Source organism: Pseudomonas sp. URMO17WK12:I11 (assembly GCF_007677725.1).
In the GTDB taxonomy this organism is placed as follows: Bacteria; Pseudomonadota; Gammaproteobacteria; order Pseudomonadales; family Pseudomonadaceae; genus Aquipseudomonas.
This window is the reverse complement of record NZ_VEDF01000021.1, coordinates 1-15,607: the sequence shown is the minus strand read 5'-3', so window position 1 is coordinate 15,607 and position 15,607 is coordinate 1. Positions and strand designations below refer to the sequence as shown.

The following is a 15,607-nucleotide window of genomic DNA, read 5'->3' as shown; positions in this document are numbered from 1 at the left end:
AAGACCATCGCAATGGAAGACGGTCTGCGCTTCGCTATCCGTGAAGGCGGTCGTACCGTCGGCGCCGGCGTCGTAGCAAAAATTATTGAATAAGTAGTTGATTTTCCTAATCAGGCCGGTATAATGGCCGGCCTGATACAGCGTTACAGGTCAGTAGCTCAATTGGCAGAGCGACGGTCTCCAAAACCGTAGGTTGGGGGTTCGATTCCCTCCTGACCTGCCATTTCACCTCGGTGTGATGGCTTTCTTCTTACAGGATCCTCCTCGATGACCCCCAAAACTGAAGCCCAAGAATCGCGTTTTGATCTGTTCAAGTGGCTGGCTGTAGTGGCTTTGGTGGTTGTTGCAGTTGTGGGTAATCAATATTACTCCGCCGCCCCAATCCTGTACCGTGTCCTTGCACTTCTCGCCCTGGCTGCCGTTGCAGGCTTTGTAGCTCTGCAGACTGCGAAGGGCAAGTCGTTCTTTGCGCTGGCGAAGGAAGCTCGTACCGAGATCCGTAAAGTCGTGTGGCCGACCCGCCAGGAAACAGCCCAGACCACGCTGATTGTCGTGGCTGTCGTGCTGGTTATGGCACTGCTGCTGTGGGGTCTTGATTCCCTGCTCGGCTGGGCGGTCTCCCTGATCGTAGGCTAAAGGTGTCCCGTGGCTAAGCGTTGGTATGTTGTGCATGCTTACTCGGGTTACGAGAAGCATGTAATGCGCTCTCTGATCGAGCGCGTCAAGCTGGCTGGCATGGAAGACGGTTTCGGCGAAATCTTGGTTCCGACCGAAGAAGTCGTTGAGATGCGCAATGGCCAGAAGCGCAAGAGCGAGCGTAAGTTCTTCCCTGGCTACGTATTGGTCCAGATGGAAATGAACGAAGGTACCTGGCACTTGGTCAAGGATACCCCTCGCGTGATGGGCTTTATCGGTGGTACGGCAGATAAGCCTGCACCGATCACTGATAAAGAAGCTGAAGCTATCCTGCGTCGCGTTGCCGATGGCAGTGACAAGCCGAAGCCCAAGACGCTGTTCGAGCCAGGTGAAGTGGTTCGAGTCATTGATGGTCCGTTCGCAGACTTCAATGGCAACGTCGAAGAAGTTAACTACGAAAAGAGTCGCCTCCAGGTGGCGGTGCTCATTTTCGGTCGCTCCACTCCGGTGGAGCTCGAGTTCAGCCAGGTCGAAAAGGTCTAGGCGGACGAAGCATCCCATACCCCGCAGCCCTGTGTGCTGCGGGGTTTTGTCGTCACTGGGATAAAACGCAAGTCATCCGGGGAGCCATATGGCGTTCGTACCCGATTTTGGAGTAGCTCATGGCTAAGAAGATTCAGGCTTACATCAAGCTGCAAGTTAAGGCCGGCCAGGCCAACCCAAGCCCACCCGTTGGTCCAGCACTGGGTCAACACGGTGTGAACATCATGGAGTTCTGCAAGGCCTTCAACGCCCGTACTCAGGGTCAAGAAGCCGGTCTGCCAACTCCAGTGATCATCACTGTCTACAGCGACCGTAGCTTCACCTTCGAGACCAAGAGCACCCCTGCCTCGGTTCTGCTGAAGAAAGCTGCCGGCCTGACCAGTGGTTCGGCTCGCCCGAACACCGTTAAAGTCGGTACCGTTACCCGTGCTCAGCTGGAAGATATCGCCAAGGCTAAACAGGCTGATCTGACCGCCGCTGACCTGGACGCAGCTGTACGCACCATCGCTGGCTCTGCCCGCAGCATGGGCTTGAACGTGGAGGGTGTGTAATGGCTAAGCTGACCAAGCGCCAAAAGGCAATCGCCGAAAAAATCGAAGCAGGCAAGGCCTACAACTTCGAAGAGGCCGCAACTCTGCTGGCTTCGCTGCCGGCTGCCAAGTTCGTAGAATCCTACGACATCGCCGTAAACCTCGGTGTTGACCCGCGTAAATCCGACCAGGTCGTTCGTAGCGCTACCGTGCTGCCACACGGCACTGGCAAGACTGTACGCGTTGCTGTCTTCACCCAGGGTCCAGCTGCTGAAGCCGCTCTGGCTGCCGGCGCTGACCGTGTAGGCATGGACGATCTGGCTGCCGAAATGAAAGGCGGCGACCTGAACTATGACGTCGTCATCGCATCGCCTGATGCCATGCGCGTTGTCGGTCAGCTGGGTCAGGTTCTGGGTCCTCGCGGCCTGATGCCTAACCCGAAAGTAGGTACCGTAACTCCAGACGTAGCCGGCGCGGTCAAAAACGCCAAGGCTGGTCAGGTTCGCTACCGTACCGACAAGAACGGTATCATTCACACTTCCGTTGGCAAAATCGGCTTCGAAGCCGGCAAGCTGAAGGAAAACGTTGAAGCCCTGATCGCCGATCTGAAGCGTATCAAGCCGGCTTCCTCGAAAGGTATCTACGTCAAGCGCGTTACCCTGAGCACCACCATGGGCCCAGGTCTGGTCATCGATCAGAGCTCGCTGGACGTGTAAGAAACAGAGTGGCGCGACCCGTCGCGTCACTCGCAAAAATTGGGGTCCCTGCCTGGCGGGGGCTATCCAAGACCGTAGGCGGCGCAAGCCTTAAAAATCCAGCCCACGCAGATGGTGCTCCCGATTCGTTACCGAATCAGACACCAAAACGACATCCGGCCTCGGCCAGATGAAACGGTAAAAACCAGGAGTAAACCCGTGGCAATTAAACTCGAAGACAAGAAGGCCATCGTCGCTGAAGTCAACGAGGCTGCCAAAGTCGCTCTGTCCGCTGTCGTGGCCGATGCCCGTGGTGTGACTGTAGGCGCAATGACCGGACTCCGTAAAGAGGCCCGCGAAGCTGGCGTATACGTACGTGTCGTACGTAACACCCTGCTCAAGCGCGCTGTTGAAGGCACCGAATTTTCGATCCTCAGCGACGCGTTCAAAGGCCCGACCCTGATTGCATTCTCCAACGAACACCCGGGCGCTGCTGCTCGTCTGTTCAAAGAGTTCGCCAAGGGTCAGGACAAGTTCGAGATCAAGGCAGCTGCGTTTGACGGCAATTTCATTGCAGCGAACCAGATCGACGTGTTGGCTACCCTGCCGACCCGCGACGAAGCTATTGCAAAACTGATGAGCGTCATTCAAGGCGCCACCAGCAAGCTGGCTCGTACTCTGGCAGCCATTCGCGACCAGAAAGAAGCTACCGCCGCCTAAGGCGCGCGAACTCTTTCAAAATCATACGTTTAATTTGATGGCTGCGTAGGCTGTCACCCCAATACAGGATTTAAGTCATGTCTCTGACTAACGAACAAATCATCGAAGCAATCGGCCAGAAAACCGTTCTGGAAGTTGTTGAGCTGATCAAAGCAATGGAAGAAACCTTCGGCGTTACCGCTGCTGTTGCCGCTGCTGGCCCAGCTGCTGCTGCTGCCGTTGTTGAAGAGCAGACCGAGTTCAACGTTGTTCTGGTTGAAGCCGGCGACAAGAAAGTGAACGTCATTAAAGCCGTTCGCGAGCTGACCGGTCTGGGCCTGAAAGAAGCCAAAGAGAAAGTCGATGGCGCTCCTCAGGTTGTAGCTGAAGGCGTTTCGAAAGAAGCCGCTGAAGACGCTAAGAAGAAGCTGGAAGAAGCAGGCGCTAAAGTCGAGCTGAAGTAATCTCGACCTTGCGATGCCAGCCTGAGCGTCGAGCTTAAGGCTGATGGCTGGTGGCTTAGGCCACCGGCCTTTTTCCGTTATTGGTGGCTGGTCAAGCCGGCCCCGATAACAAGCTGCAAGACACCCATGTGGGTGGCGCAAACCAAGGGGTTTGCACGATTTTCTGGCTGCTCCCGCCGGGAGAAGCCAAACAAGCAGGTGACCAAGCTGGGGAACGCTGATGGCTTACTCATATACTGAGAAAAAACGTATCCGCAAGGACTTTAGCAAGTTGCCGGACGTCATGGATGTGCCTTACCTCCTGGCCATCCAGCTGGATTCGTATCGCGAATTCCTGCAAGCGGGAGCATCCAAGGATTCGTTCCGTGACGTCGGCCTGCACGCGGCCTTCAAGTCGGTATTCCCGATCATCAGCTACTCCGGCAATGCTGCCTTGGAGTACGTAGGCTACCGCCTGGGCGATCCCGCCTTCGATGTGAAGGAATGTGTCCTGCGTGGCGTGACCTTCGCGGTCCCACTGCGGGTCAAGGTGCGCCTGATCATCTTCGACAAGGAATCGTCGAACAAAGCGATCAAGGACATCAAAGAGCAAGAAGTCTACATGGGTGAAATCCCCCTGATGACTGAGAACGGTACCTTCGTTATCAACGGTACCGAACGAGTAATCGTTTCCCAGCTGCACCGTTCGCCTGGTGTGTTCTTCGACCACGACCGTGGCAAGACGCACAGCTCCGGCAAGCTGCTGTACTCCGCTCGCATCATCCCTTACCGCGGTTCGTGGTTGGACTTCGAGTTCGACCCGAAAGACTGCGTGTTCGTGCGTATCGACCGTCGTCGCAAACTGCCGGCTTCGGTACTGCTGCGCGCGCTGGGCTACAGCACCGAAGAAGTGCTCAACACCTTCTACACCACCAACGTGTTCCACATTTCCGGCGAGAAACTCAGCCTGGAACTGGTACCTCAGCGTCTGCGTGGTGAAGTCGCGGTCATGGACATCCATGACGAAAGCGGCAAGGTCATCGTTGAGCAAGGTCGCCGTATTACCGCGCGCCACGTCAATCAGCTCGAGAAGGCTGGTGTCAACTCGCTGGACGTTCCGATGGAATACGTCCTGGGTCGCACCACTGCCAAGGCTATCGTGCACCCGGCCACCGGTGAAATCCTGGCTGAGTGCAACACCGAGCTGACCACCGAACTGCTGATCAAGATCGCCAAGGCACAGGTCGTCCGTATCGAGACCCTGTACACCAACGACATCGACTGCGGTCCGTTCATCTCCGATACCCTGAAGATCGACACCACCAGCAACCAGCTGGAAGCACTGGTCGAGATCTATCGCATGATGCGTCCAGGCGAGCCGCCAACCAAGGATGCCGCCGAGACCCTGTTCAACAACCTGTTCTTCAGCGCCGAGCGTTACGATCTGTCCGCCGTCGGCCGCATGAAGTTCAACCGTCGTATCGGTCGTACCGAGATCGAAGGTTCGGGCGTGCTGAGCAAGGAAGACATCGTCGAGGTCCTGAAGACCCTGGTCGATATCCGTAACGGCAAAGGCATCGTCGACGACATCGACCACCTGGGTAACCGTCGCGTTCGCTGCGTCGGTGAGATGGCCGAGAACCAGTTCCGCGTTGGCCTGGTGCGTGTCGAGCGTGCGGTCAAAGAGCGTCTGTCGATGGCAGAAAGCGAAGGCCTGATGCCTCAGGACCTGATCAACGCCAAGCCGGTCGCGGCCGCGGTGAAAGAGTTCTTCGGCTCCAGCCAGCTCTCTCAGTTCATGGACCAGAACAACCCGCTGTCCGAGATTACCCACAAGCGCCGCGTATCTGCGCTTGGCCCTGGTGGTCTGACCCGTGAGCGTGCAGGCTTCGAAGTGCGTGACGTACACCCGACCCACTACGGCCGTGTGTGCCCGATCGAGACCCCTGAAGGTCCGAACATCGGTCTGATCAACTCCCTGGCAGCCTATGCCCGCACCAACCAGTACGGCTTCCTGGAGAGTCCGTACCGTGTGGTGAAAGAAGGCGTTGTCAGCGACGACATCGTGTTCCTGTCGGCTATCGAAGAGGCTGATCACGTCATCGCCCAGGCTTCGGCCACGATGAACGAGAAGAAGCAGCTGATCGACGAGTTGGTCGCAGTTCGTCACTTGAACGAATTCACCGTCAAGGCGCCGGAAGACGTCACCTTGATGGACGTATCGCCGAAGCAGGTTGTTTCGGTTGCAGCGTCGCTGATTCCGTTCCTCGAGCACGACGACGCCAACCGTGCGTTGATGGGTTCGAACATGCAGCGTCAGGCGGTACCGACCCTGCGTGCCGACAAGCCGCTGGTAGGTACTGGCATGGAGCGCAACGTCGCCCGTGACTCCGGTGTTTGCGTGGTCGCTCGTCGCGGTGGCGTGATCGATTCGGTCGACGCCAGCCGTATCGTCGTGCGTGTAGCCGATGACGAAGTGGAAACCGGTGAAGCCGGTGTAGATATCTACAACCTGACCAAGTACACCCGTTCGAACCAGAACACCTGCATCAACCAGCGTCCGCTGGTGAGCAAGGGTGACAAGGTTCAGCGTGGCGACATCATGGCCGACGGCCCGTCCACCGACATGGGTGAACTGGCACTGGGTCAGAACATGCGCATCGCGTTCATGGCGTGGAACGGCTTCAACTTCGAAGACTCCATCTGCCTGTCCGAGCGTGTGGTTCAGGAAGACCGCTTCACCACGATCCACATCCAGGAACTGACCTGCGTGGCGCGTGACACCAAGCTTGGCCCAGAGGAAATCACTGCGGACATCCCGAACGTGGGTGAAGCCGCTCTGAACAAGCTGGACGAAGCCGGTATCGTTTACGTAGGTGCCGAAGTTGGCGCGGGTGACATTCTGGTCGGCAAGGTCACGCCAAAAGGCGAAACCCAGCTCACCCCAGAAGAGAAGCTGCTGCGCGCGATCTTCGGTGAGAAGGCCAGCGACGTCAAAGACACCTCCCTGCGCGTGCCGACCGGCACCAAGGGTACTGTCATCGACGTACAGGTCTTCACCCGTGACGGCGTAGAACGCGACAGCCGTGCGCTGGCCATCGAGAAGATGCAGCTCGACGAGATCCGCAAGGACCTCAACGAGGAGTTCCGCATCGTTGAAGGCGCGACCTTCGAGCGTCTGCGTGCTGCGCTGAACGGCCAGATCGTCGACGGCGGTGCCGGCCTGAAGAAAGGCATCGCGATCACCGACGAAGTGCTCGATGGTCTGGAGCACGGTCAGTGGTTCAAATTGCGCATGGCCGAAGATGCACTGAACGAGCAGCTCGAGAAAGCTCAGCAGTACATCGTCGACCGCCGTCGCCTGCTGGACGACAAGTTCGAAGACAAGAAGCGCAAGCTGCAGCAGGGCGATGACCTGGCTCCAGGCGTACTGAAGATCGTCAAGGTCTACCTGGCTATCCGCCGTCGCATCCAGCCGGGTGACAAGATGGCCGGTCGTCACGGTAACAAGGGTGTCGTCTCGGTGATCATGCCGGTCGAAGACATGCCGCATGACGCCAACGGTACTCCGGTCGACGTGGTCCTCAACCCGCTGGGCGTACCTTCGCGTATGAACGTCGGTCAGATTCTCGAAACCCACCTGGGCCTTGCAGCCAAAGGTCTGGGCGAGAAAATCGACCGCATGATCGAAGAACAGCGCAAGGCTGCTGAGCTGCGTGGCTTCCTCACCGAGATCTACAACGAGATCGGCGGGCGTCAGGAGAACCTGGAAGAGTTCACCGACGAAGAGATCCTCGCCCTGGCGAACAACCTGAAGAAAGGCGTGCCTATGGCCACTCCGGTCTTCGATGGTGCCAAGGAGCGTGAGATCAAGGCCATGCTGAAACTGGCGGACCTGCCAGAAAGCGGCCAGATGGTGCTGTTCGATGGCCGTACCGGCAACAAGTTCGAGCGTCCTGTGACCGTTGGTTACATGTACATGCTCAAGCTGAACCACTTGGTGGACGACAAGATGCACGCGCGTTCCACTGGTTCCTACAGCCTGGTCACTCAGCAGCCGCTGGGTGGTAAGGCGCAGTTCGGTGGTCAGCGTTTCGGGGAGATGGAAGTGTGGGCGCTGGAAGCATACGGCGCGGCATACACCCTGCAAGAAATGCTCACAGTGAAGTCGGACGACGTGAACGGCCGTACCAAGATGTACAAGAACATCGTGGATGGCGATCACCGTATGGAGCCGGGCATGCCCGAGTCCTTCAACGTGTTGATCAAAGAGATCCGTTCGCTCGGTATCGATATCGATCTGGAAACCGAATAACACGTGACGCGAAGGGGAGCGGGGCAGGTAATGCCCGCTTCCTGCTCCGCCAGGAGGAAAGGCCTTGAAAGACCTACTGAATTTGCTGAAAAACCAGGGTCAAGTCGAAGAGTTCGACGCCATCCGCATCGGTCTGGCGTCGCCTGAAATGATCCGTTCGTGGTCGTTCGGTGAAGTTAAGAAGCCGGAAACCATCAACTACCGTACGTTCAAGCCTGAGCGTGACGGCCTTTTCTGCGCCAAGATCTTTGGCCCAGTCAAGGACTACGAGTGCCTGTGCGGTAAGTACAAGCGCCTCAAGCACCGTGGTGTGATCTGCGAGAAGTGCGGCGTTGAAGTCGCGCTGGCCAAAGTCCGTCGTGAGCGCATGGCGCACATCGAACTGGCTTCGCCGGTTGCTCACATCTGGTTCCTGAAGTCGCTGCCGTCCCGTATCGGCCTGCTGATGGACATGACCCTGCGTGATATCGAGCGCGTTCTCTACTTCGAGAGCTACGTCGTTATCGACCCAGGCATGACCACCCTCGAAAAGGGTCAGCTGCTCAACGACGAGCAATACTTCGAAGCGCTGGAAGAATTCGGTGACGACTTCGACGCCCGCATGGGTGCCGAGGCGGTCCGCGAACTGCTGCACGCGATCGACCTGGAGCACGAGATTGGCCGCCTGCGCGAAGAGATTCCGCAGACCAACTCTGAAACCAAGATCAAGAAGCTGTCCAAGCGCCTGAAGCTGATGGAGGCTTTCCAGGGCTCGGGCAACCTGCCTGAGTGGATGGTCCTGACCGTCCTGCCAGTTCTGCCGCCGGACCTGCGTCCGCTGGTACCGCTGGATGGTGGCCGCTTCGCGACCTCCGACCTGAACGACCTGTATCGTCGGGTGATCAACCGTAACAACCGTCTGAAGCGCCTGCTCGATCTGTCGGCGCCGGACATCATCGTGCGCAACGAAAAGCGCATGCTGCAGGAAGCGGTTGACGCCCTGCTCGACAACGGCCGTCGCGGTCGCGCCATCACGGGCTCGAACAAGCGTCCGCTGAAGTCGCTGGCCGACATGATCAAAGGTAAGCAAGGTCGCTTCCGTCAGAACTTGCTCGGCAAGCGTGTGGACTATTCCGGCCGTTCGGTAATTACCGTAGGTCCGACCCTGCGTCTGCACCAGTGCGGTCTGCCGAAGAAGATGGCCCTGGAGCTGTTCAAGCCGTTCATTTTCGGCAAGCTGGAAATGCGTGGTCTGGCGACCACCATCAAAGCTGCCAAGAAGATGGTCGAGCGCGAGCTGCCGGAGGTGTGGGACGTGCTCGCCGAGGTGATCCGCGAACACCCCGTGCTGCTCAACCGTGCACCAACCCTGCACCGTCTGGGCATCCAGGCGTTCGAACCGGTACTGATCGAAGGTAAGGCCATTCAGCTGCACCCGCTGGTCTGCGCCGCGTACAACGCCGACTTCGACGGTGACCAGATGGCCGTTCACGTGCCGCTGACGCTGGAAGCCCAGCTCGAAGCGCGCGCGCTGATGATGTCGACCAACAACATCCTGTCGCCAGCCAACGGTGAGCCAATCATCGTGCCGTCGCAGGACGTGGTACTGGGTCTGTACTACATGACCCGTGAAGCCATCAACGCCAAGGGCGAAGGTCGCGTGTTCGCTGACCTGCAGGAAGTCGACCGCGTATTCCGCGCCGGCGAAGCTGCCCTGCACGCGAAGATCAAGGTTCGTATCAACGAAACCGTGAAAGACCGCGATGGCAGCGTCACCAAGAACACCCGTATCGTCGACACCACCGTTGGCCGTGCGCTGCTGTTCCAGGTTGTACCGGCAGGTCTGCCGTACGACGTGGTCAACCAGCCGATGAAGAAGAAGGCGATCTCCAAGCTGATCAACCAGTGCTACCGCGTGGTTGGTCTGAAAGAGACCGTGATCTTCGCTGACCAGTTGATGTACACCGGTTTCGCCTACTCGACCATTTCCGGCGTTTCCATCGGCGTTAACGACTTCGTTATCCCGGACGAGAAAGCCCGCATCATCGGTAACGCTACCGATGAAGTGAAGGAAATCGAGAGCCAGTACGCCTCCGGCCTGGTAACCCAGGGCGAGAAGTACAACAAGGTCATCGACTTGTGGTCCAAGGCGAACGACGAAGTGTCCAAGGCGATGATGGCCAACCTCTCGAAAGAGAAGGTCATCGACCGCGAAGGCAACGAAGTCGACCAGGAGTCCTTCAACTCCATGTACATGATGGCCGACTCCGGTGCGCGTGGTTCTGCGGCCCAGATTCGTCAGCTGGCCGGTATGCGTGGTCTGATGGCCAAGCCGGACGGTTCCATCATCGAAACGCCGATCACCGCGAACTTCCGTGAAGGCCTGAGCGTTCTGCAGTACTTCATCTCGACCCACGGTGCTCGTAAGGGTCTGGCGGATACCGCACTGAAGACTGCCAACTCCGGTTACCTGACCCGCCGTCTGGTAGACGTTGCCCAGGATCTGGTGGTTACCGAGATCGACTGTGGCACCGACCACGGCCTGCTGATGACGCCGCACATTGAAGGTGGCGACGTGGTAGAGCCGCTGGGTGAGCGTGTACTGGGTCGTGTGATCGCCCGTGACGTGTTCAAGCCAGGCACCGAGGACGTCATCGTTCCGGCCGGTACCCTGGTCGACGAGCAGTGGGTCGAGTTCATCGAGCTGAACAGCATCGACGAAGTCATCGTGCGCTCGCCGATCAACTGCGAAACGCGCTATGGCATTTGCGCCAAGTGCTACGGTCGTGACCTGGCTCGCGGTCACCAGGTGAACATCGGTGAAGCTGTCGGCGTAATCGCCGCGCAGTCGATCGGTGAGCCAGGTACCCAGCTGACCATGCGTACGTTCCACATCGGTGGTGCTGCAAGCCGTACTTCGGCTGCCGACAGCGTCCAGGTGAAGAACGGCGGTATGGTACGTCTGCACAACCTGAAGCAGGTCGAGCGTGCCGACGGCAACCTGGTTGCTGTCTCGCGTTCCGGCGAGCTGGCGATTGCCGACGAATTCGGTCGCGAGCGTGAGCGTTACAAGCTGCCTTACGGTGCAGTGATTTCGGTCAAGGAAGGTGACAAGGTCGAAGCTGGCGCCATCGTCGCCAAGTGGGACCCGCACACCCACCCGATCGTTACCGAGCTGAAAGGTACCGTGACCTTCGTGGGCATGGAAGAAAACATCACCATCAAGCGTCAGACCGACGAATTGACCGGTCTGACCAACATTGAAGTTCTGGACGTCAAGGATCGCCCTGCCTCCGGCAAGGAAATCCGTCCGGCAATCAAGATGGTCGATGCCAATGGCAAGGACCTGTACCTGCCAGGTACCGACGTACCTGCTCAGTACTTCCTGCCGGCCAACGCCCTCGTCGGTGTGGCTGACGGTGCCCAGATCGGTGTTGGTGACGTTATCGCGCGTATCCCGCAAGAAACGTCGAAGACCCGTGACATCACCGGTGGTCTGCCACGCGTTGCCGACTTGTTCGAAGCGCGTCGTCCGAAAGAAGCTTCGATCCTGGCGGAAGTCAGCGGTACCATCGCGTTCGGCAAGGAAACCAAAGGCAAGCGTCGTCTGGTCATTACTCCAACCGACGGTAGCGATCCGTACGAAGAGCTGATTCCGAAGTGGCGCCACCTGAACGTCTTCGAAGGCGAACAGGTAAACCGCGGCGAAGTCATCTCCGACGGTCCGAGCGATCCGCACGACATCCTGCGTCTGCTGGGTGTGAGCGCGCTGGCGAAGTACATCGTCAACGAGATCCAGGACGTTTACCGTCTGCAGGGCGTGAAGATCAACGACAAGCACATCGAGACCATCCTGCGTCAGATGCTGCGCAAGGTCGAGATCTCCGAGTCGGGCGATTCCAGCTTCATCAAGGGCGACCAGATGGAACTGACCCAGGTACTGGTAGAGAACGAGCGTCTCGCCTCCGAGGACAAGTTCATCTCCAAGTTCACCCGCGTGCTGCTGGGTATCACCAAGGCGTCGCTGTCGACCGAATCGTTCATTTCCGCGGCTTCCTTCCAGGAAACTACCCGCGTACTGACCGAAGCGGCAGTGACCGGCAAGCGCGACTACCTGCGTGGTCTGAAAGAGAACGTGGTCGTGGGTCGTCTGATTCCGGCCGGTACCGGTCTGGCTTACCACAGCGAGCGCAAGCGTCGCCGTGATGCCGACAAACCGCTGCGTGTAAGCGCCAGTGAGGTGGAAGCCGCACTGACCGAAGCGCTGAATTCCAGCGGCAACTAAGTACAGGGCAGGGCCCCGGCTAGCCTCGAACGCGCATCGGCGACATGAAATGTTGCCGATGATCGGGCGAGGAGAGCCGGGGCCTCGTCTTGACTGGGTGCAAGATCCTCTTTAGACTTTTGTACCCTTAAATTTGGTGAGGCTCCGTCTCGCCAATTTTTGGCTTTCTTGCAAGACAATAGAGTCGCAAGACAATCAGTGGAGCTAGTAGATGGCAACTATCAACCAGCTGGTACGTCAGCCGCGTAAGCGTTCGGTCGAGAAGTCCGACGTTCCTGCGCTGCAGAACTGCCCGCAACGTCGTGGCGTGTGCACCCGTGTGTACACCACCACGCCGAAAAAACCTAACTCGGCACTGCGTAAAGTATGCCGTGTGCGTCTGACCAACGGTTTCGAGGTTTCCTCGTACATCGGCGGTGAAGGCCACAACCTGCAAGAGCACAGCGTCGTCCTGATCCGTGGCGGCCGTGTAAAAGACTTGCCAGGTGTTCGTTACCACACCGTTCGCGGCTCTCTGGATACTTCGGGCGTTAAAGGCCGTAACCAGGGTCGTTCGAAGTACGGTACCAAGCGTCCGAAGTAATCGGCCGTTTGCAGACATCCATTTATTTGAGTCGATAAGAGTAAGGTCGGGCAGGGGTCGAAAGACCGGGTCCCGGGCTAACCTGAAGACCGTTTGAGGGCTTATCATGCCAAGACGTCGTGTAGCAGCAAAACGTGAGATCCTTGACGATCCTAAGTACGGATCGCAGATCCTCGCCAAGTTCATGAACCACGTGATGGAAAGCGGCAAGAAGGCTGTAGCCGAGCGCATCGTTTACGGTGCTCTGGATACCGTCAAAGCACGCAAGAACAGCGACCCCCTGGAAATCTTCGAGAAAGCTCTCGACGCCATCGCTCCGCTGGTCGAAGTAAAGTCCCGTCGTGTCGGCGGTGCCACTTACCAGGTTCCGGTTGAAGTTCGTCCATCCCGTCGTAACGCTCTGGCAATGCGCTGGCTCGTAGACTACGCCCGCAAGCGCGGCGAGAAGTCGATGGCTCTGCGCTTGGCTGGCGAGCTGCTGGATGCTGCTGAAGGCAAAGGTGCTGCAGTCAAGAAGCGTGAAGACGTGCACCGTATGGCTGAAGCCAACAAAGCGTTCTCGCACTACCGCTTCTAATTCAAGCATCAATCATTTTGCGAGGGCTTTATGGCTCGTACTACTGCAATTAACCGCTACCGTAACATTGGTATCTGTGCCCACGTTGACGCGGGCAAGACCACCACTACCGAGCGGATCCTGTTCTACACAGGTCTGAGCCACAAGATGGGCGAGGTGCATGATGGCGCCGCGACCACCGACTGGATGGTGCAGGAGCAGGAGCGGGGTATCACCATTACCTCCGCTGCCGTTACCACCTTCTGGAAAGGCTCTGTTGGTCAGTATGACAACTACCGCGTAAACGTCATCGACACCCCCGGCCACGTTGACTTCACCATTGAAGTAGAGCGTTCGCTGCGTGTACTCGACGGCGCGGTCGTGGTCTTCTGCGGCACCTCCGGTGTTGAGCCGCAGTCTGAAACCGTATGGCGTCAGGCCAACAAGTACGGCGTTCCACGTGTTGTCTACGTGAACAAGATGGACCGTGCAGGTGCAAACTTCCTGCGCGTCGTAGGTCAGATCAAGAACCGTCTGGGTCACACCCCGGTTCCTGTTCAGCTGGCCATCGGTTCGGAAGATAACTTCCAGGGTCAGGTCGACCTGATCAAGATGAAGGCTATCTACTGGAACGACGACGACAAAGGCACCACCTATCGCGAGGAAGAGATTCCTGCCGATATGCTGGAGCTGGCACAAGAGTGGCGCTCCAACATGGTTGAAGCGGCTGCCGAGTCCAGCGAAGAGCTGATGAACAAGTACCTGGAAGGCGAAGAGCTGACCGTCGAAGAAATCAAAGCCGGTCTGCGCGCGCGCACCCTGGCCAGCGAGATCGTCCCGGCTGTCTGCGGCTCGTCGTTCAAGAACAAGGGTGTTCCCCTGGTTCTCGACGCCGTCATCGACTACCTGCCTGCGCCGACCGAGATCCCTGCCATCCAGGGTATCAACCCGGACGACAAGGACCTGGATAAAGACGATCCGGCTGTTCGCAAAGACGAGCGTCACGCTGACGACGACGAGCCGTTCTCGGCTCTGGCGTTCAAGATCGCAACCGACCCGTTCGTCGGTACTCTGACCTTCGTTCGCGTCTACTCGGGCGTTCTGAGCTCCGGTGACTCGGTCATCAACTCGGTCAAAGGCAAGAAAGAGCGCGTTGGTCGTATGGTGCAGATGCACGCCAACCAGCGTGAAGAAATCAAGGAAGTGCGCGCTGGTGACATCGCTGCGCTGATCGGTATGAAAGACGTGACCACGGGCGAAACCCTGTGCAACGCCGACAAGCCAATCATCCTTGAGCGTATGGACTTCCCTGAGCCGGTGATCTCGCTCTCCGTAGAGCCGAAAACCAAGGCTGACCAGGAGAAGATGGGCATCGCACTGGGCAAGTTGGCCCAGGAAGACCCATCGTTCCGCGTCAAGACCGACGAAGAAACCGGCCAGACCATCATCTCCGGTATGGGTGAGCTGCACCTGGACATCCTCGTTGACCGCATGAAGCGCGAGTTCAACGTCGAGGCCAACATCGGCAAGCCGCAGGTTTCCTACCGCGAGAAGATCACCAAGTCCAACGTCGAGATCGAAGGCAAGTTCGTTCGTCAGTCGGGTGGTCGTGGTCAGTTCGGTCACTGCTGGATCCGTTTCTCGGAGCCGGAAGTGGACGACAAAGGCAACATCACCGAAGGTCTGGTGTTTGCCAACGAAGTCGTTGGTGGTGTGATTCCTAAGGAATTCATCGCCCCGATCCAGAAGGGTATCGAAGAGCAGATGAAGAACGGCGTCGTTGCCGGTTATCCTCTGATCGGCCTCAAGGCCACGGTATTCGACGGTTCGTACCACGATGTCGACTCCAACGAAATGGCGTTCAAGATTGCCGCTTCGATGGCAACCAAGCAGCTGGCCCAGAAGGGTGGCGGCGTGGTTCTCGAGCCGATCATGAAGGTCGAGGTTGTAACCCCGGAAGACTACCTGGGTGACGTGATGGGTGACCTGAACCGTCGTCGTGGTCTGGTACAGGGTATGGATGAATCGGTCTCTGGCCGCGTCGTCCGCGCTGAAGTTCCGCTCGGGGAAATGTTCGGTTACGCAACCGACGTTCGTTCCATGTCTCAGGGTCGCGCAAGCTACTCCATGGAATTCTCCAAGTACGCTGAAGCTCCGTCGAACATCGTCGAAGCTCTCATTAAAAAACAAGGCTGATTCAGCCCCTTTAGGCTAGGAGTTCACTGTCGTGGCTAAAGAAAAATTTGATCGTTCCCTTCCCCACGTCAACGTCGGCACCATCGGCCACGTTGACCACGGTAAGACCACTCTGACCGCAGCTCTGACTCGCGTCTGCTCCGAAGT

General features: G+C 57.9%; 12 protein-coding genes, 1 tRNA gene and 1 pseudogene. All 14 read left to right on the top strand.

From position 1 onward, the window contains the following. Positions 1 to 93, top strand: a pseudogene (locus FS665_RS22900) (elongation factor Tu); the annotation flags it as partial. Between the two features lie 54 nt (positions 94 to 147). Then, positions 148 to 223: transfer RNA gene (locus tag FS665_RS22895), tRNA-Trp, on the top strand. A 44-nt stretch (positions 224 to 267) separates the two neighbouring features. Further along, positions 268 to 636 (top strand): preprotein translocase subunit SecE, encoded by a 369-nt coding sequence (gene secE, locus FS665_RS22890; RefSeq protein WP_145193591.1) that lies wholly within the window; start codon positions 268 to 270, stop codon positions 634 to 636. A gap of 9 nt (positions 637 to 645) precedes the next feature. Continuing rightward, the gene (nusG, locus tag FS665_RS22885; protein WP_012316525.1) at positions 646 to 1,179 is read left to right on the top strand and encodes a transcription termination/antitermination protein NusG; all 534 of its coding nucleotides are present in this window, start codon (positions 646 to 648) and stop codon (positions 1,177 to 1,179) included. A gap of 119 nt (positions 1,180 to 1,298) precedes the next feature. Continuing rightward, entirely contained in the window at positions 1,299 to 1,730 is a 432-nt protein-coding gene (gene rplK / locus FS665_RS22880; protein WP_003255500.1) for a 50S ribosomal protein L11, read from the top strand. Then, positions 1,730 to 2,425, top strand: a complete 696-nt coding sequence (gene rplA / locus FS665_RS22875) for a 50S ribosomal protein L1 (protein WP_145193589.1) — start codon at positions 1,730 to 1,732, stop codon at positions 2,423 to 2,425. The genes rplK and rplA overlap by 1 nt, the downstream gene beginning before the upstream one ends. A gap of 198 nt (positions 2,426 to 2,623) precedes the next feature. Further along, positions 2,624 to 3,124 carry a 50S ribosomal protein L10 gene (gene rplJ, locus FS665_RS22870; protein ID WP_138221852.1) on the top strand — a complete coding sequence of 167 codons (501 nt, stop codon included), beginning with the start codon at positions 2,624 to 2,626 and terminating at the stop codon, positions 3,122 to 3,124. Between the two features lie 77 nt (positions 3,125 to 3,201). Beyond that, positions 3,202 to 3,567 (top strand): 50S ribosomal protein L7/L12, encoded by a 366-nt coding sequence (rplL, locus tag FS665_RS22865; protein WP_003255496.1) that lies wholly within the window; start codon positions 3,202 to 3,204, stop codon positions 3,565 to 3,567. A 220-nt stretch (positions 3,568 to 3,787) separates the two neighbouring features. After that, the gene (gene rpoB / locus FS665_RS22860; protein ID WP_145193587.1) at positions 3,788 to 7,861 is read left to right on the top strand and encodes a DNA-directed RNA polymerase subunit beta; all 4,074 of its coding nucleotides are present in this window, start codon (positions 3,788 to 3,790) and stop codon (positions 7,859 to 7,861) included. Between the two features lie 64 nt (positions 7,862 to 7,925). Continuing rightward, a complete protein-coding gene (gene rpoC / locus FS665_RS22855; RefSeq protein WP_145193585.1) occupies positions 7,926 to 12,125 on the top strand; it encodes a DNA-directed RNA polymerase subunit beta' in 4,200 nt (1,399 codons plus the stop codon). Between the two features lie 211 nt (positions 12,126 to 12,336). Next, complete coding sequence (gene rpsL, locus FS665_RS22850) at positions 12,337 to 12,708, top strand: 30S ribosomal protein S12 (protein ID WP_003255492.1); 372 nt, start codon at positions 12,337 to 12,339, stop codon at positions 12,706 to 12,708. Between the two features lie 106 nt (positions 12,709 to 12,814). Next, positions 12,815 to 13,285 (top strand): 30S ribosomal protein S7, encoded by a 471-nt coding sequence (gene rpsG, locus FS665_RS22845; RefSeq protein WP_003246741.1) that lies wholly within the window; start codon positions 12,815 to 12,817, stop codon positions 13,283 to 13,285. A 30-nt stretch (positions 13,286 to 13,315) separates the two neighbouring features. Beyond that, positions 13,316 to 15,460 (top strand): elongation factor G, encoded by a 2,145-nt coding sequence (fusA, locus tag FS665_RS22840; RefSeq protein WP_145193583.1) that lies wholly within the window; start codon positions 13,316 to 13,318, stop codon positions 15,458 to 15,460. A 31-nt stretch (positions 15,461 to 15,491) separates the two neighbouring features. Then, a partial coding sequence (locus tag FS665_RS22835) for a GTP-binding protein (protein ID WP_145193580.1) occupies positions 15,492 to 15,607 on the top strand: 116 nt, incomplete at its 3' end.

Excerpts from the sequence above, each read along its gene's own strand:
- secE (WP_145193591.1), top strand. The coding sequence starts at position 268 with ATGACCCCCAAAACTGAAGCCCAAGAATCGCGTTTTGATCTGTTCAAG.
- rpsG (WP_003246741.1), top strand. The coding sequence starts at position 12,815 with ATGCCAAGACGTCGTGTAGCAGCAAAACGTGAGATCCTTGACGATCCT.
- rplK (WP_003255500.1), top strand. The coding sequence starts at position 1,299 with ATGGCTAAGAAGATTCAGGCTTACATCAAGCTGCAAGTTAAGGCCGGC.
- rpoB (WP_145193587.1), top strand. The coding sequence starts at position 3,788 with ATGGCTTACTCATATACTGAGAAAAAACGTATCCGCAAGGACTTTAGC.
- rpsL (WP_003255492.1), top strand. The coding sequence starts at position 12,337 with ATGGCAACTATCAACCAGCTGGTACGTCAGCCGCGTAAGCGTTCGGTC.
- rplA (WP_145193589.1), top strand. The coding sequence starts at position 1,730 with ATGGCTAAGCTGACCAAGCGCCAAAAGGCAATCGCCGAAAAAATCGAA.
- rplL (WP_003255496.1), top strand. The coding sequence starts at position 3,202 with ATGTCTCTGACTAACGAACAAATCATCGAAGCAATCGGCCAGAAAACC.
- fusA (WP_145193583.1), top strand. The coding sequence starts at position 13,316 with ATGGCTCGTACTACTGCAATTAACCGCTACCGTAACATTGGTATCTGT.